This window comes from Streptomyces sp. NPDC043853, assembly GCF_056436025.1.
This window is the reverse complement of record NZ_JBWKDJ010000001.1, coordinates 283,383-301,934: the sequence shown is the minus strand read 5'-3', so window position 1 is coordinate 301,934 and position 18,552 is coordinate 283,383. Positions and strand designations below refer to the sequence as shown.

The window sequence follows — 18,552 nt, the reverse complement described above, 5'->3', positions numbered from 1 at the left end:
TCCCGGCGCGTGGGTGGGCCGGCCGGTCGCCTGGTGGAATGGAGGTGTGGTGGCGGACCAGGAGTACCCACAGTCCCCGGACCGCGAGCGGGCGGCGCTCCGCGCCCGGCTGCGGGCCATGGAGGACGCCGCCGAGCGGATCGGGACCACCCTGGACGAGCGGGCCACCTGCCAGGAACTGGTCGGCTTCCTGTTCCGGAACCTGTGCGACGCGGCCGCGGTGGACCTGCGGCCGGAGGAGCACGGCGGCCCGGCGTACCGGGCCGCGGCGGCCGGCCCGCCGGTGCTGCTGGAGGCCGCCTCCAAGGAATCGGAGGACGGCGGACCCACCGCGGACGGGGTCAGGGCCCTGGCGGGGGTCCGCGGGCGCCCGCACGTGCTCTCCGTACCGCTGGTGGTGCGGGACGAGGTCTACGGGTCACTGCTGGCGGTACGCGCTCATGGCCGGAGCTTCACCGGGCACGACACGGCGGCCGTGGAGTTCGCCGCCCGGCTGGCCGCCCTGCACCTGCGGCACGCACGGGAGCTGGCCGCCACCGAGCAGACCGCCCTCAACTTGCAGCGGGCGCTCGTCGCCGAGCCCGGCCGCCCGCACCCGAACCTGGAGATCGCCAGCCGCTACCTGCCGATGGGGTCGCGCGCCCTGGTCGGCGGGGACTGGTTCGAGACGGTCCGGCTGCACTTCGGGCGGACCCTGCTGGTCGTCGGCGACGTGATGGGGCACGGCCTGGACGCCGCGGTGGACATGAACCTGTACCGGTCCACGCTGCGCGAGGTCGCCTCCACGGACCTGGCCCCGCACCGGGTGCTGCGGCAGCTGGACCAGCTGGTCGCCGAGGACGACGCCCGGCGGCCGGCGACCTGCCTGCTGGTACGGATGGACCCGGCCCGGCAGGTCGCGATGTTCGCCAGCGCCGGGCACCTGCCGCCGGCGGTCTTCTCGGCCGACGGGGCGGCCTGCCTGCTGGACGTCCCGGTCGGGCCGCCGCTGGGCACCGGGATCGGCGGGTACGAGGCCGGCACCCGCACCCTCACCCCCGACGAGACCCTGCTGCTGTTCACGGACGGACTGGTCGAGCGGCGCGACGAGGACATCGACACCTCGCTGGCCCGGCTCGCCGCCCTGCACCTGCCGCCCGGCGCGGAGGTGCAGGACCTGGTCGACGCGGTGGTGGCCGGTCTGGACGCCCGGCACGCCGAGGACGACGTGGCGGTCCTGGCCGCCCGGATCCGCCGCCGCCCCCACCCGGCGGACCCGGACGACCCGTCCGACCTGGTCCATCCGACCTGATGCGCGGGGCGGGGCCCGGGACCGTCACCCGGCCGGGGCCGGCTCCGGCTCCGGGAGGTAGGGCGAGCGCAGCGGCAGCGGCCAGCCGATCCGCAGCGCGTGGCGGGCCAGGCCGAGCACGTCCAGGTCCAGCGCGGCCTCCGGCGCCAGGCCGCGGGCCGCCACCGCGTAGTGCTCCCGGTGCGCCTCCAGCGCGTCCGCCAGCGCCAGCGCGAAGCCCTCCCGGTCCCCCTCGACCAGCTGGGACAGCAGCACCGCCGGCGGAACGGGGAAGCTGCCCCCGGCCAGCCGGCCGGCGGCCCGCAGCGCACGGTCCAGCGCCGGTTCCGGATCGGCACCGCGCAGGTAGTCGTGCAGCGCGGCGCAGTAGGCGACGCCCGGCGACTCGTACGGGCCCTGCTCGAAGAACTCCGGCGGCATCAGCACGCAGTCGGCGAGGGGACCGCGCGCCCCCACCACCAGGGCGCAGGCCACCGCGGCACGCCAGTGCCCGGGTCCCGGCTCGTACGCGCCGCGCCAGGCCGGCAGGGTGCGGCGGAGGCCGCCGAGGGTGACCTCCGCCGATCCGCCCGCGGTCGTACGAGCCAGCCGGAACGCCGCCCCGCCCGCCTCTGCGGCGAGCCGCAGGTCCTCGAACGGCAGGGGATCGCCAGGGGACTCGGCCGCCCGGGACAGGGCCCGCAGCCGCAGGCCGCGCAGCAGGCCGGTCATCCCCACGGCCAGGTCCGCCGGGTCGCTCGCCGGGTCCCGGAACCGGGCCAGGGCAGCCTCGACCGGATCGACCGGATCGACCGGATCGACCGGATCGACCGGATCGACCGGATCGACCGGATCGACCGGATCGACCGGATCGACCCCGTCCCGCGCCCCGTGGGGTGGCGCGGGACGCGCCGGGCGGTCGACCGTCAGCGGGCCGGCGGCCAGCGCGGCCACCGCGTCCGGCCGCTTGTCCCGCCCGTACGCGCGCACCCGCGGTCCCGCCGTCGCGAACCCGGTGACCAGCGCCTCCGGCAGGTAGTCGGAGTCCACCGCGATCCGCCAGCCCAGCCAACGGTGCGCCATCGCGGCCAGGGCGATCGCGGACAGCGGCAGCAGGGTCCGCGGCGGCGGGTTCCGCACGGCCACCACGGAGTCCCCGAACCGGCCGCGGTGTATCTCCAGCTGCCGGGCCAGGGCCCGGCCGAAGCCCGCCTCGTCCTCCGCGGCCAGCGCCCGCAGCGCCGCCAGCGCGGCCCGCTCGGCGAGCCCCGTGTCGCCGTCGCCGAGGCCCGCGACGATCGCGTCGATCACCGCGAGCCGCCCCGAGGCCTCCACCGGATCGGGCGCGTCCCGGTTCTCCTGGCAGCCGTACACGTACGCCATCACCGCGTGCACCAGCGCCGGGCCGGGCTGCCGCTCGTTGCCGCGGAGCGGGCCCGCCAGGTGCACCAGGAGCTCGCCGTAGTGGTCGGAGCGGGCGGCGACCACCGTCAGCCAGAGCACCTCCAGCCATTCGGCGGGCAGGATCCGCCGCCCCCGGCCGGGCCCTGCCGGGCCGTCCGGCTCCGGACCGTCAGGCTCCGGACCGTCCGGCTCCGGGCCACCGGTGTAGCGGATGCCCTCCCCGACGTAGTGGATGAACACGTCCAGCCGCTTCCCGGCGGCCAGGGCCACCGAGCCGACGGCGGCCGCCGTCGCCGACTCGACGGCCACCTGGATGTCCTTCCCGCCCAGCCCCGGATCGGCGACCGAGCGGGCCGCGACGTAGTCCAGCAGCTCGTCGGAGATCATCTGCCAGCCGTACGACGGGCAGGCGTCCTGCCGCATCCGGTACACCTCGCCGGCGAGGCGGCCCGCGAAATCGCGCTGGGCCGCGGAGAGCGCCGCCGCGGCGACCCGGTGCCGCTCGATCCGTGCCCGCATGTCCGCCTCCCGCTGGTCCCCGCCCGCCGGTCCCGGGTTTCCCCACCCCCGGGCCCGGTCCCCGGTCTCCTTCATGATCAGTCGTGATCAGCATAGGAAGGGGCACTGACAACGCCCGGGCCCGGGCCCCGCGCGCCGCCCGCGGGCCTCGCCGCGGCCCCGCGCCTCACCCCAGCAGCCGGCCGGCCTGCCGTGCGGCCTCCGACAGCTGCCGGACCTCGGGGTCCTCGGTCCGCGCGGCCAGCCGCTCGGTGATCTCCGACAGCCTGCGCGGCCCGACCGCGCCCGGCACCGGCTCCCAGCCGCCACCCCGCTCGCGCAGCGACGAGGCCAGGTACGCCGCCGCGGCGGTGACCTGGAACCGGGGCGCGGCCTGCTCCCAGCCGCCGCCGGTCAGCGCGGACGCCTCCACCCGGCCGGACTCCTCGTGCGGGGCCCGGCTGTCGGGGTCGAGCCAGCGGACGGTCGCGGTGGCCACGTGCCCGGCCGCGCCAGGCCGCAGGCGTACCGCGTACAGCGCGGTCACCGTGTGGCCGGGGCCGACCTCGCCGCCGTCCACGGAGTCGTCGCGGAAGGAGTCGTCGGCGACGCGCCGGTTGTCGTAGCCGATCAGCCGGAACCGCTCCACGTTGTGCGGGTCGAAGGAGACCTGGGCCTTGGCGTCCCGGGCGCGCAGTTCGACCTGGGCGGGCAGTTCGTCGCAGAACACCCGGCGGGCCTCCTCCTCGTCGGAGACGTAGACCGTGTGCCCGTCGCCCTTGTCGACCAGCCGCTCCATGAAGGCGTCGTTGTACTGGCTGCCCACGCCGACCCCGAAGAGGGTGATGCCGTGGTCGCGCCGGGCGCCGTCGATCCGGGCCAGCAGGGCGTCGGCGGAGGTGGTGCCGGTGTTGGCGAGGGCGTCCGAGAGCAGTACGACCCGGTTGGTGGCCCCCGCGCGGCGGCCTTCCACGGCGGTGTCGTAGCCGCGGGTGATACCGGCCTCCACGTTGGTGGAGTCGGTGGGGCGCAGCCCGTCGACGACCCGGTGCACCCGTGAGCGGTTGCCGTCCAGACGGGTCATCGGCAGCCGGGTCTCGGCCTTGTCGCTGAAGGCCACGACGGCGACCGAGTCGTCTCCGCGCAGCCGGTCGGTCATCAGCTCCAGGGACTTCCGCACCAGGTCGAGGCGGCCGGGCTCGGCCATCGAGCCGGAGATGTCGACGACGAAGGTGAGGGCGGCGGGCGGGCGTCCGTCGTGGCCCCGGCCGGCCCGGGTGGCCAGCCCCACGCGCATCAGGGACCAGTCCGCGGCGTCGGTGCGGGCGCCGTCCACGGTGACCGAGAAGCCGTTGCCGTCCGGCTGCCGGTAGTCCTGGCGGAAGCTGTTGACGAATTCCTCCGGCCGGACGGTCGCGGGGTCCGGGAGGCTGCCGTCGGCGAGGGTCCGGCGGGCGTAGCCGTAGCTGGCCGTGTCCACGTCGAGGGCGAAGGTGGAGAGGTAGTCGGCGGGCGGGGCCTCGGTCCGGCGGCCGTCGTCCTCGCCCTCCGCCGTGCCGTCGCCCCGGTGCGCGCCGGGCGCGGTTCCGGTGGGGCCGCCGGGGGCCGGGGCGGGGTTGCCGCCGCCGGTCCGCCGGCCGGATTCGTACGAGGTGCCGCCCCTGCGGTCGTGGGCGCTGTCGGAGGCGCTGCACGCCGAGAGCAGCACCGCCCCGGCGGCGAGCACGGCGAGCAGAGCGGGTCTTCCCGGGCGGCGGTTGCGGTCGCGGCCGCGGTCGCGACCGTGCGTGCGCAACGTCATGGTGTCCCCCTTAGGACGGTCGGTGTCTGCGAATGTGACGTCCGGGAAGGGGAGTTGGAACCGGCCAGGGTGTTGCGAACGCGTCTCGAAAGGACAACGGCAGCCGGAAGGTCAAGCTCTGGCGGAGATCAGGACACGATCAGATCGCGGAGGGCGACCGCGGCGGAGCGCTTGTGCGTGCCGGCCGCCTGGTCGTACAGCTTGCGCACGTCCGCGCCGAAGGCGGGGCTGTAGGAGGTGTCGGGGTGGTTGCCGCCCGTCTGGTAGCCGCCGATGACGCCGATCACCTCGCCGCCGGGGGTGAGGAAGGGGCCGCCGCTGGTGCCGCCGGGGTAGCCGGTGCAGCGGATCCGCAGGAAGGAGCCTGGGGAGCCGGCGTCGGGGCTGTCGAACCGGGTGGTGCGGTTGACGCAGAGGCGGGGCTTGGCGGCGCGGGCGGGATGGCCGATGAGGCGTACGGTCGGGTGCTCGTAGCCGGCGCCGGTGCGGAGCCTGGCGGCACCGGTCACGTCCTGCAGCTTCCGGCCGTCCTTGCGGGCACCGACCTGTACGAACGCGACGTCGAGGGCGGCGGCACGGACGGTTCCCCGGCTGCGGTAGCGGGGGTCCGTCCAGATCCGGCCGACCGGGAACACCCCGTAGGGCTGGGGCCGCGCGGCCGTGTAGCGGGGGACGAACGCCAGCTGCCGGGCGTCCCCGCCGAGCAGGCAGTGCGCGGCGGTGACCACCAGGTCGCGGCGGGGCGAGGCGACCGCGCTCGCGGTGCAGAAGTAGGCGCCGCCGTTCTTCACCGTGAACATGCGCCCCACGTGGGGCAGCCCCTCGAAGTCCTGCCCGATCCCCGGTGCCACCACCGCCCGGAGCCCCGGCCGGCTCCAGAGCCCGTTCCCCGGCAGGCCGGTGATCCCGGGCAGGCCCGTGATCACCGGGAGGCCCGTGATCGCCGGGAGGTCCGTGGTCCCGGGCAGGTTCGGGGTCCCGGGCGGGTTCCCGGGCCCGGGTCGGCCGGCCGGATCCCGGTCCCGGCCCGCCGCGGTCGGCATCGGGAGGGCCGAAGCCATCCGCTCCGGCGTCCAGAACGCTGCGGCCGCCTGCGCCGTCCAGCCGCCGGGGGCGGCCGGCACCCCGGTGGCTCCGGGCCCGGTGGGCGGGCCGGTCACGGGCAGTACGGCGGCGGAGACCGCGGCCGCGGCCGCGCAGAGGGTGGCGATCAGGCGCATGCGCCCAGTCTTGGCCGCCGCGGCCGCTTCCGCAGCGGAGCCGCCCCCGGCGTTACCCCCATCGGCCCACACCCGCGACCCCCGGACGGCCTCCGCGCCCGTACTCCGTCCGGCCCCCCGCCGCCGCCCGGCCGAAACGCGGTAAATCCTGCTGCCATAACGGGTTTTGGCGGGACAAGCAGCTTCTTCCCGACCATTGAGAATTCCCTTGACCGGCTGATAAAGGCGGCATAAGTTCTGCCCCGCCTGCTCCGTACGATCGGGGCGCCGAACCATCCCCGGGGGGACCCGTGACCATCTACCTCGACGTGCTGAAGAAGTACGCCCTCTTCAGCGGCCGCGCGCGCCGCCAGGAGTACTGGATCTTCACCCTGTTCAACACCATCGCCGCGGTCATCCTCATGATCCTCGACTTCGCGCTGGGCATCTACCCCGCCCTCACGGGCCTCTACTTCCTGGCCGTGCTGCTGCCCTCCCTGGGGGTCTCGGTGCGCCGTCTGCACGACACCGGCAAGTCCGGCTGGTTCATGCTCCTCGGCCTGATCCCGTTCGTCGGCGGCATCATCATGCTCGTCTTCATGGCCTCCGAGGGCGAGGCCCAGCCGAACCAGTACGGCCCGAACCCGAAGGCCCTCGGCTACTGAGCACGGCCCCCGCACGCCCCGAAAGCGCCGGTCCCGACGGAAGCCGTCGGGACCGGCGCTTTCGTGGTCCGCCGGCTGAGATATCTTGATGTCGAGCAATGTTGCAGACGAGAGACGCATACGTGGAGCGGAGCATCCGGTGACTGACTCGACCATCATCTACACCCACACTGACGAGGCCCCGGCCCTCGCGACGTATTCCTTGCTGCCTGTGATCCAGGCGTACGCGTCGACCGCCGGTGTGACCGTCGAGACCCGCGACATCTCCCTGGCAGGCCGCATCATCGCCAGCTTCCCCGAGTACCTCGCGGAGGGGCAGCGGATCGCCGACGCCCTCGCCGAGCTCGGTGAGCTGGCCAAGACCCCCGCCGCCAACATCATCAAGCTGCCCAACATCTCGGCCTCCATCCCGCAGCTCAAGGCGGCCGTCGCCGAGCTCCAGGGCCAGGGCTACGCGCTGCCGGACTACCCGGATGACCCGAAGACCGACGAGGAGCGCGACATCCGCGCCCGCTACGACAAGGTCAAGGGTTCCGCCGTGAACCCGGTCCTGCGCGAGGGCAACTCCGACCGCCGCGCCCCCGGTGCGGTCAAGAACTACGCCAAGACCCACCCGCACCGCATGGGCGCCTGGACCTCCGAGTCCAAGACCAACGTCGCCACCATGGGGCAGAACGACTTCCGCTCCACCGAGAAGTCCGCGACCGTCGCCGAGGCCGGCACCCTGCGCATCGAGCACGTCGCCGCCGACGGCGCCGTCACCGTGCTGCGCGAGTCCGTCCCGGTCCTGGCCGGCGAGGTCGTCGACGCCTCCGTGATGCGCGTCGCCGCCCTGCGCACCTTCCTCTCCGAGCAGGTCGCCCGCGCCAAGGCCGAGGACGTCCTGTTCTCCGTGCACCTCAAGGCCACGATGATGAAGGTCTCCGACCCGATCGTCTTCGGCCACGTGGTCCGCGCCTTCTTCCCGAAGACCTTCGCGGCCCACGGCGAGACCCTCGCGGCCGCCGGCCTGTCCCCGAACGACGGCCTCGGCACCATCCTGAACGGCCTGGGCGCGCTGCCCGAGGGCGACGCCATCAAGGCCTCCTTCGACGCCGAGCTCGCCGAGGGCCCGGCCCTGGCGATGGTCGACTCCGACAAGGGCATCACCAACCTGCACGTGCCGTCCGACGTGATCGTCGACGCCTCGATGCCGGCCATGATCCGCACCTCCGGCCACATGTGGGGCCCGGACGGCCAGGAGGCCGACACCCTCGCCGTCCTCCCGGACAGCAGCTACTCGGGCGTCTACCAGGCCGTCGTCGAGGACTGCCGGGCGCACGGCGCGTTCGACCCGGCCACCATGGGCTCCGTCCCGAACGTCGGCCTGATGGCGCAGAAGGCCGAGGAGTACGGCTCCCACGACAAGACCTTCGAGATCGCCGCCGCGGGCACCGTCCGCCTCGTCGACGCCGCGGGCAACACCGTGCTGGAGCAGGAGGTGTCCGAGGGCGACATCTTCCGTGCCTGCCAGACCAAGGACCTGCCGATCCAGGACTGGGTCAAGCTGGCCGTCACCCGCGCCCGCGCCACCGGCGCCCCGGCCGTCTTCTGGCTCGACGAGACCCGCGCCCACGACGCGCAGCTGATCGCCAAGGTCAACACCTACCTCGCCGACCACGACACCGAGGGCCTGACCATCAAGGTCCTGTCCCCGGTCGAGGCCACCAAGTTCTCCCTGGAGCGCATCCGCCGCGGCGAGGACACCATCTCGGTCACCGGCAACGTCCTCCGCGACTACCTCACCGACCTCTTCCCGATCCTGGAGCTCGGCACCAGCGCCAAGATGCTCTCCGTCGTCCCGCTGATGGCGGGCGGCGGCCTGTTCGAGACGGGCGCCGGCGGCTCCGCCCCCAAGCACGTCCAGCAGCTGGTCAAGGAGGACTACCTGCGCTGGGACAGCCTGGGCGAGTTCTTCGCACTGGCGGCCAGCTTCGAGCACCTCGCCACCACCGCCGGCAACGCCCGCGCCCAGGTGCTGGCCGACACCCTCGACCGCGCCACCGGCACCTTCCTCAACGAGGACAAGTCGCCGACCCGTCGCGTCGGCGGCATCGACAACCGCGGCAGCCACTTCTACCTCGCCCTGTACTGGGCGCAGGAGCTGGCCAAGCAGGCCGACGACGCCGAGCTCGCCACCGCGTTCGCCCCGCTCGCCAAGACGCTCACGGAGCAGGAGCAGGCGATCGTCGACGAGCTGATCGCCGTCCAGGGCAAGCCGGCCGACATCGGCGGCTACTACCAGCCCGACCCGGCCAAGGCCGCCGCGGTGATGCGTCCGTCCGCGACCTTCAACCAGGCCCTGGGTCTGCTGGGCTGAGCACCGCCCGACCGACGCGCCTGACGCGTCACGCGTGGACCGCCCCGGCCGGCAACCGCCCGGCCGGGGCGGACCCGTACCCGGAGCCCTTCGCGCGCCCTGCGCGGACCCCTCACCCGGGCGGCACCCGGCCCCCGTCGGCCGGGTGACCGGTGCCCGCGTCCGCCCTGTTCGGCCTATTCGCCTTCCAGCGCAGCCACCAGCTGCGGCAGCGCACCGCCGGCCACGATGAGGGCCAGGTGGTCGTGGTCCCGGCTGCTGACGATCAGGCCGTCGCGCACCCGCAGGACCTGGACGTTGGAGGGGGTGAAGGTCCGCCCGGTCTCCCGGTGGCGCACCCGGTAGTCGAACGCGGCGACCACCACCATGGAATCGGACCGGAGACTCCGTTTCGACGATACGGACTGTCAACTCCGTTTGTTCAGAGGGGTTTTGGCGTCCGGAGGAACGGGCGAGAAGAGTGAGAAGGGGCAGACGGGTGGGAAGGGCGGGAAGGGTGGGAGAGGGATGAGCGGGGCCATTGGGCGCCCGCTGCGGGCGGATGCGGCCCGCAACCGGGCGAGGCTGCTGGACACCGCCACGGAGGTGTTCGCCAGCCGCGGCACGGGCGTGCCGACCGAGGAGATCGCCCGGGCCGCCGGGGTCGGAGTCGGCACGCTCTTCCGGCACTTCCCGACCAAGGAGGCGCTGCTGGAGGCGGTGATGGTGCGGAGGCTGGAGGCCATAGCGGCGGAGACCGCGCGGCTGGCCGCCGAGGCCGGACCGGCCGAGGCCTTCTTCGCCTGCTTCCGGCTGGTGGTGGAACGGTCCGTGGGCAAGAACGAGTTCGTCCGGGCTCTCGCCGCGGCCGGAATGGACGTACACGCCTCCCTGTACGGTCCGTCCACGGAGATCAGGGACCGGCTGGCCGGGCTGCTGGCCGGGGCGCAACGCGCGGGGGCGGTCCGCCCGGAACTCGGGCTGCCGGAGTTCATCGCCCTCCTGGCCGGCGTCGGAACGGCGGTGGAGCAGCTCGGAACGGATCCGGCGCCCCGCGAGAGGATCTTCGAGGTGGTGTTCGAGGGGCTGCGGCCACGCTGAACGCCGGTCGCGGCGGAGGGGCGCGGGAGGCCCGGGACTGCCGTGGCCGTCGGGCCCGGCCGGGCCCGTCAGAGCCGGTGGACCCGTTCCTGCTCCAGCGCCAGCGGGAAGCGCCCGGCCGCGAGGATCCGCAGTCCGGGTGCGACGGCCAGCAGCCCGCTCAGCCAGTCCAGGGCCTCCAGGGTGAGCCGGTCGGAGTCGTCGAGCACGAGCAGCATGTCCCGTTCGGCGAGGTACGACGCCGCGTTCGCGGTGCCGCAGGGCAGGAACGGCATGCCGGGCACGCAGCCCAGCGCGGCGGTGAGCCGGCGCACGCCGAAACCGTGCTGCACGGGGACCACGGCCGTGCCGTCGAGGAAGTTCGAGGCGAGCCGGCGCGCGACCTCGCGGACGAGCAGGCTGCGCGGCTCGCGGAGGCGCCCGGTCACCGTCACCAGCTGCCCGCGGCGCACCGCCGTGAGCAGTCTGGACAGTTCGTCGGAAGTTGTCGGCAGGGTCTTCATCGGCACGATGCCCCCCATGCATACGTGTCCCATGCATACGTCTCCCATGCGCGTGTGTCCCACGCGATGGGCTGAAGTTTTCAAGCCGTATCAACGACGAGTATGCGCCAGTTGTGCCGGATGGCTAGGGGAACGTCAGATTCCGCCCAAACGCCCGCTATCCGGTGATGGTTGCCCACTACCCGGCGCCGTACCCGCCGGTCGGGACGGCTCCCGACCTCCGGCCATCAGCGAGGCCATCGGCGAGGGCCGTCAGCCAGGTGCCACGAGTCGTCGGCCGGCGGGCCGTCGACGGTCCGGTAGACGGACGTCCGCGCGGGCCCGGGTGCCCCCCGGAGGGTGTACGGCGCTCGGGTCGGCGTAGTTCCCGTGGTGCCTGTGACGTACGTGCCATGCCCCTCCGGCCTGGGAACGGTTGTCCACCGGGCGGGAATCCGCTCTACTGCTGTCCAGTCCCGGACACGGGCATATTCCAGGGAGGGACCGGGGAATGACTGCGCATCACCGGAAGAGACGGGCTGTGCGGCGGCGCCGCCCCGCGCTGTCCTTCCTGGTCACCGCCTGCCTGCTGGTGGCGGGCTGCGTCCTGGCGGGCATGGTCTGGGACCCCTTCTCGGCCGGTGCCGGGACCACCGGCACGGCCGCCGGCCCGGCCGCGAACGGGGCGGCCGCCCCGGGCGGCACCGCGGCGAGCCCCGCGCCACCGGTCCCCGGCAGCGGTGAAGCCCCGCTCCCGCCGGGGCAGATGCCCCCCTCGGCGAGCCCCGGCAAGGGCGGCGGCGGGAACGGCGGCGAGGACGGGAAGGCGGTCGCCCGCCCGGCCGGCGCGCTGCCCTTCGACCTGCCGTCGAGCGGGACCCTGCGGAAGAGCAGGAAGCTGGTCTTCGCGCACTACTTCACCCCCTACCCGCTGTCCCTCGACAACCTGAGCGCCGACCGGGACTACTACACCCGCCACTACCTCAACCCGAACGGCGAGGGAGGCAAGCACGGCGCCTACGGCGGCTTGCTCCGCGACCGGCCGCTGCCCGTCCAGCCCAAGGGCGGCAACTGGGTGCTCGCCAACCTCCAGCAGGAGGTGCGCACCGCCCGCGCGGCCGGCCTGGACGGGTTCACCCTGGACCTGCTCTCCCTCTCCGGGCGCAACTGGGAGTGGTCCAACCTGCTGATGCAGGCGGCGCATTCGGTCGACCCCGAGTTCAAGATCATGCTGATGCCGGACATGACCTCGCTCAGGACCGACGACCCCGCCGTCCTCGCCGACTCCCTCGCCAAGCTCGCCAAGTCCCCGGCGGCCCACCGCCTCCCCGACGGCCGGCTCGTCGTCTCCCCGTTCAAGGCCGAGCAGAAGAGCGTGGCCTGGTGGACCCGGGTGCTCGACACCCTCAGGACCAAGCACGGCATCCGCACCGCGTTCGTCCCGCTCTTCCTCGACTTCGGCGCGCACCACGCGGCCTTCACCCCGATCAGCCACGGCTTCTCCGAATGGGGCAGCCGGTCCTACACCGGCCAGGAGAGCTCCACCCGCGACGTCAAGCGGGCCCACGCCGCCGGCAAGATCTGGATGCAGCCCGTGTCCGTCCAGGACGCCCGCCCCAACCAGGGCATCTACGACGAGGCGGGCAACACCGCGACCCTGCGCGCCACCTGGACCCGGGCCATCGAGGACGGCGCCGACTGGGTGCAGCTCACCACCTGGAACGACTATTCCGAGGGCAGCCAGTTCGCGCCCTCGCTGCACAACGGCCACACCTACCTCGACATCGGCTCGTACTACCTGACCCGGTTCAAGACCGGTTCCTGGCCGAAGATCGTCAGGGACACCCTCTACCTCAGTTCCCGCACCCAGTTCGCCTCCGCCGACCCGACCGGCAGGCAGTCGCTGCTGATGAACCTGCGCGGGGGCAGCGCGGCACCGCGCGACTCGGTCGAGGTGCTCAGCTTCCTGACCGCGCCGGCGACCGTCCGTACGGCGGTGGGGTCGGCCAAGGCGTCCCACGAGGCCCCCGCCGGGGTGCACGCCAAGCTGCTGCCGCTGCGTACGGGCACCAGCGAGGCGGAGGTGGTCCGCGGCGGGCGCGCCGTGAAGGGCGCCGAGGTGGAACTGCCCTACCCGGTCACCCGTTCGGTGGAGGTCCAGGACCTCCAGTACTACGCGGCGACCAGCGCACGGGACGCCCCGAGCTGCTGCTGAGGCCTGCGGCCGCCGCGGAGCCCCGGTTTCGGGGACGGGCGGGGCGGGGGAGATCATCGCAGGGTCACCACCCTGACCCCGCCCCGCATCCGCCCCGCACCCTGGAGGCCCTGCGCCGTGACCACCGTCACCGAGTTCCCCGGCGGGCCGCAGCTGTTCCGGCTGTCGCCCGACGTCGCCCACCTCAACCACGGCTCCTTCGGCGCCGTCCCCATACCCGTCCAGGACGCGCAGACAGCCCTCCAGCGGGAACTCCACACCGACCCGGACGCCTTCTTCATCGGGGCCGCCGACCGTGTCGCGCAGGCCCGCGGCCGGATCGCCCGGCACCTGGGTGCCGACCCCTCCGGCCTCGCCCTGGTGTCCAACGCCACCGAGGGCGCCAACCTCGCCCTCACCGCGGTCCCCTTCGCACCCGGGGACGAGATCCTGGTCACCGACCACGGCTACGGCACCGTCGTCGAGGCCGCCGCCCGCTTCGCCCCCGTCACCACCGCCCGGCTGGGACCCGACCTGCCCGACGAGGACGCCGTGTGCGCGGCGGTCCTCGCCGCCCTCACCCCCCGCACCACGGTGGCCGTCCTCGACCACATCAGCTCACCCACCGCCCGGATCATCGCGGGCCCGCGCCTGCTCGCGGAGCTCCGAGAGCGCGGTATCACCACCGTCGTCGACGGCGCCCACTCCCTGGGCATGCTGCCCGACCCCCTCGCCGGGCGGCCCGACTTCTGGTTCGGGAACCTGCACAAGTGGGGCTACGCCCCGCCCGGGAGCGCCGTGCTCGCCGTCGCGCCCGAACACCGCGGCCGGGTGCGCGCGCTGGTGCCCTCCTGGGAGGACCACCACGGCTTCCCCCGGTCCGTGGAATACCGGGCCACCGTCGACTACACGAGCTGGCTGGCCGCCCCCGAGGGCCTCGACCTGCTGGACCGGCTCGACGCCCCCAAGGTCCGGGCCCACAACAGCGCCCTCGCCGCCCACGGGGCCGCGGTCCTCGCCGAGCTCCCCGGCCTCCGGCCGCTCCCGCACTCCGAGGGCCTGGCCATGCGGGCCCTGCGGCTCCCTCCCGGCGTCGCCGAGACCCGCGACCAGGCCGCCGCGCTCCGCGAGGACATCGCGGCCCGGCACCGCATCCGGACCCTGGTCTGGCCCTGGCCGGGCGGCGGCGGCATCCGCGTCTGCGGCCAGATCTACAACCGTCCCGAGGAGTACGAACGCCTGGCCGCGGTCCTGCCCGGGTACCTGGGCGGCGGCTGATCCGGACGGCACAGGGCCCGTCCCGGCCGCCCGGGCCGGGCAGGCGGTGCGGGCAGCCGGTGCGGGCAGCCGGTGCGGGCGGGTGGTCCGGCCCGGGCAGGCAGGCAGTCCGGGCCGGCGGTCCGTCCGGAGCGCCCCGGCAGGTGGTCCCGGATCAGCCCCGCCGCAGCAGGTAGGTGTCCATGATCCAGCCCTTGCGGGTCCGCGCCTCGGTCCGCAGCTCCTCGATCCGCCCGGACACCTCCGCCAGCTTCCCCTGCACCAGGATCTCGTCCGGCGTGCCGACGTACGCGCCCCAGTAGATGTACAGGTCCTGGTCCAGGTGGCGGGTGAACGCGTGCCGCGCGTCCAGCATCACCACCACGTCGTCCGCGTCGGCCGGCCAGCCCTCGGCCAGCCGCCGCCCGGTGGTGATCTGGACCGGGCGGCCCACCCGGTTCAGGTTCGTCCGGTGCCGCGCCAGCAGCGCCGAGATGCTGCTGACCCCCGGCACCACCTCGTACGCGAACTGCACCCGGCCCCGCTCGGTCACCTCCTCCAGGATCGCGAGCGTGGAGTCGTAGAGGGACGGATCGCCCCACACCAGGAAGGCGCCGGTCTCGCCGTCGGCGAGGTCCTCCGCGAGGAACCGCTCGAAGATCTCGGCCCGCGCGCTGCGCCAGCCGTCCACCGTCGGCGCGTAGTCGGCCGGGGTGCGGTCCCGGTCCGGGTCGAGGCCCTCCACCAGCCGGTGGCCGGGGCGGGCGTACGCGTCGAGCATCTCCCGCCGCAGCCCGGTCAGGTCCGCCTTCTCCTCGCCCTTCTCCAGGATGAGGAAGGCGTCCGCCGCGCCGATCGCCTTGACCGCCTGCAGGGTGAGGTGGTCCGGGTCGCCCGCGCCTATACCGATCACTGAGAACTTCTTCACCCGGCTATTCTGCCCGTCATGCGCGTCGCCCTGTTCGTCACCTGCGTCAACGACGCGCTGTACCCCGGAACCGGCATCGCCGTGGTCCGGCTGCTGGACCGGCTCGGGGTGGACGTCGACTTCCCGGCGGCGCAGAGCTGCTGCGGCCAGCCCCAGTACAACACTGGCTACCGGTACCAGGCCGAGCCGCTGCTCCGGCGCACCGCCGCCGCCTTCGCCGAGTACAGCCACGTGGTCACCCCCTCGGGGTCCTGCGCCGCGATGCTCCGCGAGCACTACCCCAGGATGGGCGCGAAGGCCTCCGCCGAAGGGCGTGGCGAGGCACTCGCGGCCCTCGCGGCGGACCTCGCGCCGCGCGTGTACGAGCTCACCGAATTCCTGGTGGACGTCCTCGGGGTGACCGACGTCGGCGCGTACTTCCCGCACACCGTCACCTACCACCCGTCCTGCCACGGCCTGCGGGGCCTGGGCCTCGGCGACCGGCCGCGCCGGCTGCTGGCCGCCGTGAAGGGTCTCGAACTGCTCGAACTGCCAGGTGCCGAGGAGTGCTGCGGTTTCGGCGGCACCTTCGCCGTGAAGAACCCCGACGTGTCCGCCGCCATGGCCGCCGACAAACTGCGCAACGCCGCCGGGACCGGCGCGTCCGTCCTGTGCGGGGCGGACAACTCCTGTCTGGCCCATCTCGACGGCACCCTGCGCCGGGCCGGTTCCCCGCTGCGCACCCTGCACCTCGCCGAGATCCTGGCCGCCACCGAAGCGGAGCCGCTGCTGTGACCGGAACCGGAACGCACACCTTCGTGGGCATGCCGGCCTTCCCGGCCGCCGCGCGGGAGGCCGTACGCGACGACACCCTGCGCGGCAACCTGCGCCACGCCACGCACACCATCCGGGACAAGCGGGCCCGCGCGGTCGCCGAACTCGCCGACTGGGACCGGCTGCGCGAGGCCGGCCGGGCCGTCAAGGACCACACCCTGCGGCATCTCGACCACTACCTGCTCCGGCTGGAGGAGGCGGTGACCGCGGCCGGCGGCACCGTCCACTGGGCCGCCGACGCCGCCGAGGCCAATGCGATCGTCACCGCCCTGGTCCTGGCCACCGGCGAGCGGGAGGTCGTCAAGGTCAAGTCGATGGCCACCCAGGAGACCGGCCTCAACGAGGCCCTGGAGGCCGCCGGCATCGCCGCGTACGAGACCGACCTCGCCGAACTCATCGTGCAGCTCGGCCACGACCGGCCCTCCCACATCCTGGTCCCGGCCATCCACCGCAACCGCGGCGAGATCCGCGACATCTTCGCCCGCGAGATGGGGGAGTGGGGCCGACCCGCACCGGAGGGGATGGACGACACCCCGGCGGCGCTCGCCGAGGCGGCCCGGCTGCACCTGCGCGAGAAGTTCCTCCGGGCGAAGGTGGCCGTCTCCGGGGCCAACTTCATGGTCGCCGAGACCGGCACCATGGTGGTCCTCGAATCCGAGGGCAACGGCCGCATGTGCCTGACCCTGCCGGAGACGCTGATCTCCGTCGTCGGCATCGAGAAGGTGGTCCCCACCTTCCGCGACCTGGAGATCTTCCTCCAGACCTTGCCGCGCTCCTCCACGGCCGAACGGATGAACCCGTACACCACCATGTGGACGGGCACCACGGACGGAGACGGCCCGTCCGCCTTCCACCTGGTCCTGCTCGACAACGGCCGCACCGATACCCTCGCCGACGAGGTGGGCCGGCAGGCCCTGCGCTGCATCCGCTGCTCCGCCTGCCTGAACGTCTGCCCCGTCTACGAGCGGGCCGGCGGGCACGCGTACGGCTCGGTCTATCCCGGCCCGATCGGCGCCATCCTCAGCCCCCAACTGCGCGGCACCGCCTCCGAGATCGACGCCTCGCTGCCGTACGCCTCCACCCTGTGCGGCGCCTGCTACGAGGTCTGCCCGGTGGCCATCGACATCCCCGAGGTCCTGGTGCACCTGCGCGAACGGGTCGCACAGGGCGGCCCGGTGACCCGGGAGGGCGTCCGGATCCGGCTCCGCCCGGCCAAGGGGCACGCGGCGGAACGCGCCGCGATGCGCGGGGCCCGGCTGCTGCTGGACCACCCGGGCGCGCTGCGCGCCGCCGAGCGCGTCCTGGCCCGGACCCGCCGCTTCCACCCGCACCGCCTGCCCGGCCGCTCCGGCCGTGCCTGGACCGACACCCGGGACCTGCCGCGGCCCCCGGCGGAGTCCTTCCGCGACTGGTGGGCGGAACGGCAACGGGAACGGGAACGGCAACGGCAACAGGACGGGGGCGGGGGCACGGGCAGGAGCCGCGATCGGGACCGGGGGACGGCGACATGAGCAGCAAGGACCAGATCCTGGCCCGCATCCGCCGCGCGACGGGCTCCGCAGCTGCCGGCGAGGCGGAGGCCGTCCCGCGGGACTACCTCACCACCCACGCGGACCGCACCCCCGCGCAACGGGTGGACCTCCTGGCCACCAACCTGACGGAGTACCGCGCCCGGGTCCACCGCACCGACGAGGACGGCATCGCGGAGCTCCTGATGCGGCTCCTCGCCGAGCGCGGCGCACGGACCGTCCTGGTGCCGGCCGCCCTGCCCCCACACTGGCTTTCGGCCGCCGACGCCGTGCGGATCCACGACCGGGCCGCGCAGACGACCGCCGAACTCGATTCGGTGGACAGCGTGGTGACGGGCTGCGCCCTGGCCATCGCCGAGACCGGCACCATCGTCCTGGACGCCGGCCCCGACCAGGGGCGGCGCCGGATCACGCTGGTCCCCGACCACCACGTCTGCGTGGTCAGGGTCCCCGGCCAGGTCGTCGACTCCGTTCCGCAGGCCCTGCCCCTCCTCGACCCCACCCGCCCGCTGACCTGGATCTCCGGCCCGTCCGCGACCAGCGACATCGAGCTGGACCGGGTCGAGGGCGTCCACGGCCCCCGCACCCTGGACGTCGTACTCCTCGACGGCTCCGGCCACCGGGACGGCACCGGCGGTTCGGCAGAATGAGCCCATGCCCTCGCACATCGCCCTGACCGCCCTCGTCGTCGCCGACTACGACGAGGCCATCGACTTCTACACCCGCGCGCTCGGCTTCGAGCTCGCCGAGGACACCCCGCGCCCCGACGGCTCCCGCTGGGTGGTGGTCAGGCCGCCGGGCACGAAGGAGTCCGCCCTGCTGCTCGCCCGGGCCAAGAACGACGCCCAGCGCGCCCGCGTCGGCGACCAGACGGGCGGCCGGGTCGGTTTCTTCCTCCACACCGACGACTTCGCCCGCGACCACGCCCGCATGACGGCCGAGGGCGTCCGCTTCCTGGAGGAACCGCGGCACGAACCGTACGGCTCGGTGGCGGTCTTCGAGGACCTCTACGGCAACCGCTGGGACCTCCTCCAGCCGGCCGCCTAGCCCACGCCCAGCCCCCCGCCCGACCA

Annotated in this window: 16 protein-coding genes; 10 read left to right on the top strand and 6 right to left on the bottom strand. The window is 74.1% G+C overall.

Annotated features, from left to right (window positions below):
* Positions 1 to 49 precede the first annotated feature (49 nt).
* The gene (locus AC067U_RS01220) at positions 50 to 1,291 is read left to right on the top strand and encodes a PP2C family protein-serine/threonine phosphatase (protein WP_478827519.1); all 1,242 of its coding nucleotides are present in this window, start codon (positions 50 to 52) and stop codon (positions 1,289 to 1,291) included.
* A 24-nt stretch (positions 1,292 to 1,315) separates the two neighbouring features.
* On the opposite strand, the gene AC067U_RS01215 is transcribed toward AC067U_RS01220, so the two are convergent.
* The 3 genes from AC067U_RS01215 to AC067U_RS01205 all read right to left on the bottom strand — a co-directional run bounded on the left by AC067U_RS01215 (position 1,316) and on the right by AC067U_RS01205 (position 6,193).
* Positions 1,316 to 3,268, bottom strand: coding sequence for an immunity 49 family protein (locus tag AC067U_RS01215; RefSeq protein WP_478827518.1), 1,953 nt, complete (start codon positions 3,266 to 3,268; stop codon positions 1,316 to 1,318).
* 91 nt (positions 3,269 to 3,359) lie between these two features.
* The gene (locus tag AC067U_RS01210; protein WP_478827517.1) at positions 3,360 to 4,973 is read right to left on the bottom strand and encodes a vWA domain-containing protein; all 1,614 of its coding nucleotides are present in this window, start codon (positions 4,971 to 4,973) and stop codon (positions 3,360 to 3,362) included.
* 128 nt (positions 4,974 to 5,101) lie between these two features.
* Positions 5,102 to 6,193 (bottom strand): trypsin-like serine peptidase, encoded by a 1,092-nt coding sequence (locus tag AC067U_RS01205; RefSeq protein WP_478827516.1) that lies wholly within the window; start codon positions 6,191 to 6,193, stop codon positions 5,102 to 5,104.
* A gap of 290 nt (positions 6,194 to 6,483) precedes the next feature.
* Between AC067U_RS01205 and AC067U_RS01200 the strand changes: the two genes are divergently transcribed.
* Both AC067U_RS01200 and AC067U_RS01195 read left to right on the top strand, forming a co-directional pair.
* A complete protein-coding gene (locus tag AC067U_RS01200; RefSeq protein ID WP_478827515.1) occupies positions 6,484 to 6,837 on the top strand; it encodes a DUF805 domain-containing protein in 354 nt (117 codons plus the stop codon).
* A gap of 139 nt (positions 6,838 to 6,976) precedes the next feature.
* Positions 6,977 to 9,196: an NADP-dependent isocitrate dehydrogenase gene (locus AC067U_RS01195; protein ID WP_478827514.1), complete on the top strand. Its 2,220-nt coding sequence runs from the start codon at positions 6,977 to 6,979 to the stop codon at positions 9,194 to 9,196.
* 176 nt (positions 9,197 to 9,372) lie between these two features.
* Here AC067U_RS01195 and AC067U_RS01190 read toward each other — a convergent pair whose 3' ends face one another.
* A complete protein-coding gene (locus tag AC067U_RS01190; protein WP_478827513.1) occupies positions 9,373 to 9,564 on the bottom strand; it encodes a nuclear transport factor 2-like protein in 192 nt (63 codons plus the stop codon).
* Positions 9,565 to 9,703: 139 nt separating this feature from the next.
* On the opposite strand from AC067U_RS01190, the gene AC067U_RS01185 reads away from it, so the two are divergent.
* Positions 9,704 to 10,276, top strand: coding sequence for a TetR/AcrR family transcriptional regulator (locus AC067U_RS01185; protein WP_478827512.1), 573 nt, complete (start codon positions 9,704 to 9,706; stop codon positions 10,274 to 10,276).
* Between the two features lie 68 nt (positions 10,277 to 10,344).
* Here the strand turns inward: AC067U_RS01185 and AC067U_RS01180 are convergent, their stop codons facing one another.
* Positions 10,345 to 10,812, bottom strand: coding sequence for a hypothetical protein (locus tag AC067U_RS01180; RefSeq protein WP_478827511.1), 468 nt, complete (start codon positions 10,810 to 10,812; stop codon positions 10,345 to 10,347).
* A 457-nt stretch (positions 10,813 to 11,269) separates the two neighbouring features.
* On the opposite strand from AC067U_RS01180, the gene AC067U_RS01175 reads away from it, so the two are divergent.
* Both AC067U_RS01175 and AC067U_RS01170 read left to right on the top strand, forming a co-directional pair.
* On the top strand, positions 11,270 to 12,973 hold the full coding sequence (locus AC067U_RS01175) for a glycoside hydrolase family 71 protein (protein ID WP_478827510.1): 1,704 nt from the start codon (positions 11,270 to 11,272) through the stop codon (positions 12,971 to 12,973).
* Between the two features lie 117 nt (positions 12,974 to 13,090).
* Positions 13,091 to 14,230: an aminotransferase class V-fold PLP-dependent enzyme gene (locus AC067U_RS01170; protein ID WP_478827509.1), complete on the top strand. Its 1,140-nt coding sequence runs from the start codon at positions 13,091 to 13,093 to the stop codon at positions 14,228 to 14,230.
* Between the two features lie 154 nt (positions 14,231 to 14,384).
* Here the strand turns inward: AC067U_RS01170 and cobF are convergent, their stop codons facing one another.
* On the bottom strand, positions 14,385 to 15,137 hold the full coding sequence (cobF, locus tag AC067U_RS01165) for a precorrin-6A synthase (deacetylating) (RefSeq protein WP_478827508.1): 753 nt from the start codon (positions 15,135 to 15,137) through the stop codon (positions 14,385 to 14,387).
* An 18-nt stretch (positions 15,138 to 15,155) separates the two neighbouring features.
* Between cobF and AC067U_RS01160 the strand changes: the two genes are divergently transcribed.
* From AC067U_RS01160 to AC067U_RS01145, 4 genes are read left to right on the top strand one after another with little or no spacing between them, the layout of a single operon-like run.
* Complete coding sequence (locus AC067U_RS01160; protein ID WP_478827507.1) at positions 15,156 to 15,911, top strand: (Fe-S)-binding protein; 756 nt, start codon at positions 15,156 to 15,158, stop codon at positions 15,909 to 15,911.
* 29 nt (positions 15,912 to 15,940) lie between these two features.
* Positions 15,941 to 17,461, top strand: a complete 1,521-nt coding sequence (locus tag AC067U_RS01155) for a lactate utilization protein B (protein WP_478828249.1) — start codon at positions 15,941 to 15,943, stop codon at positions 17,459 to 17,461.
* Complete coding sequence (locus AC067U_RS01150; protein WP_478827506.1) at positions 17,458 to 18,129, top strand: LutC/YkgG family protein; 672 nt, start codon at positions 17,458 to 17,460, stop codon at positions 18,127 to 18,129. The genes AC067U_RS01155 and AC067U_RS01150 overlap by 4 nt, the downstream gene beginning before the upstream one ends.
* Positions 18,130 to 18,133: 4 nt before the next feature.
* Entirely contained in the window at positions 18,134 to 18,526 is a 393-nt protein-coding gene (locus AC067U_RS01145; RefSeq protein ID WP_478827505.1) for a VOC family protein, read from the top strand.
* Positions 18,527 to 18,552 lie beyond the last annotated feature (26 nt).

Coding starts and splice junctions, on each gene's coding strand:
- AC067U_RS01175 (WP_478827510.1), top strand. CDS start 11,270: ATGACTGCGCATCACCGGAAGAGACGGGCTGTGCGGCGGCGCCGCCCC.
- AC067U_RS01160 (WP_478827507.1), top strand. CDS start 15,156: ATGCGCGTCGCCCTGTTCGTCACCTGCGTCAACGACGCGCTGTACCCC.
- AC067U_RS01150 (WP_478827506.1), top strand. CDS start 17,458: ATGAGCAGCAAGGACCAGATCCTGGCCCGCATCCGCCGCGCGACGGGC.
- AC067U_RS01205 (WP_478827516.1), bottom strand. CDS start 6,193: ATGCGCCTGATCGCCACCCTCTGCGCGGCCGCGGCCGCGGTCTCCGCC.
- AC067U_RS01185 (WP_478827512.1), top strand. CDS start 9,704: ATGAGCGGGGCCATTGGGCGCCCGCTGCGGGCGGATGCGGCCCGCAAC.
- AC067U_RS01210 (WP_478827517.1), bottom strand. CDS start 4,973: ATGACGTTGCGCACGCACGGTCGCGACCGCGGCCGCGACCGCAACCGC.
- AC067U_RS01145 (WP_478827505.1), top strand. CDS start 18,134: ATGCCCTCGCACATCGCCCTGACCGCCCTCGTCGTCGCCGACTACGAC.
- AC067U_RS01190 (WP_478827513.1), bottom strand. CDS start 9,564: ATGGTGGTGGTCGCCGCGTTCGACTACCGGGTGCGCCACCGGGAGACC.
- AC067U_RS01215 (WP_478827518.1), bottom strand. CDS start 3,268: ATGAAGGAGACCGGGGACCGGGCCCGGGGGTGGGGAAACCCGGGACCG.
- AC067U_RS01180 (WP_478827511.1), bottom strand. CDS start 10,812: ATGGGACACGTATGCATGGGGGGCATCGTGCCGATGAAGACCCTGCCG.
- AC067U_RS01155 (WP_478828249.1), top strand. CDS start 15,941: ATGCCGGCCTTCCCGGCCGCCGCGCGGGAGGCCGTACGCGACGACACC.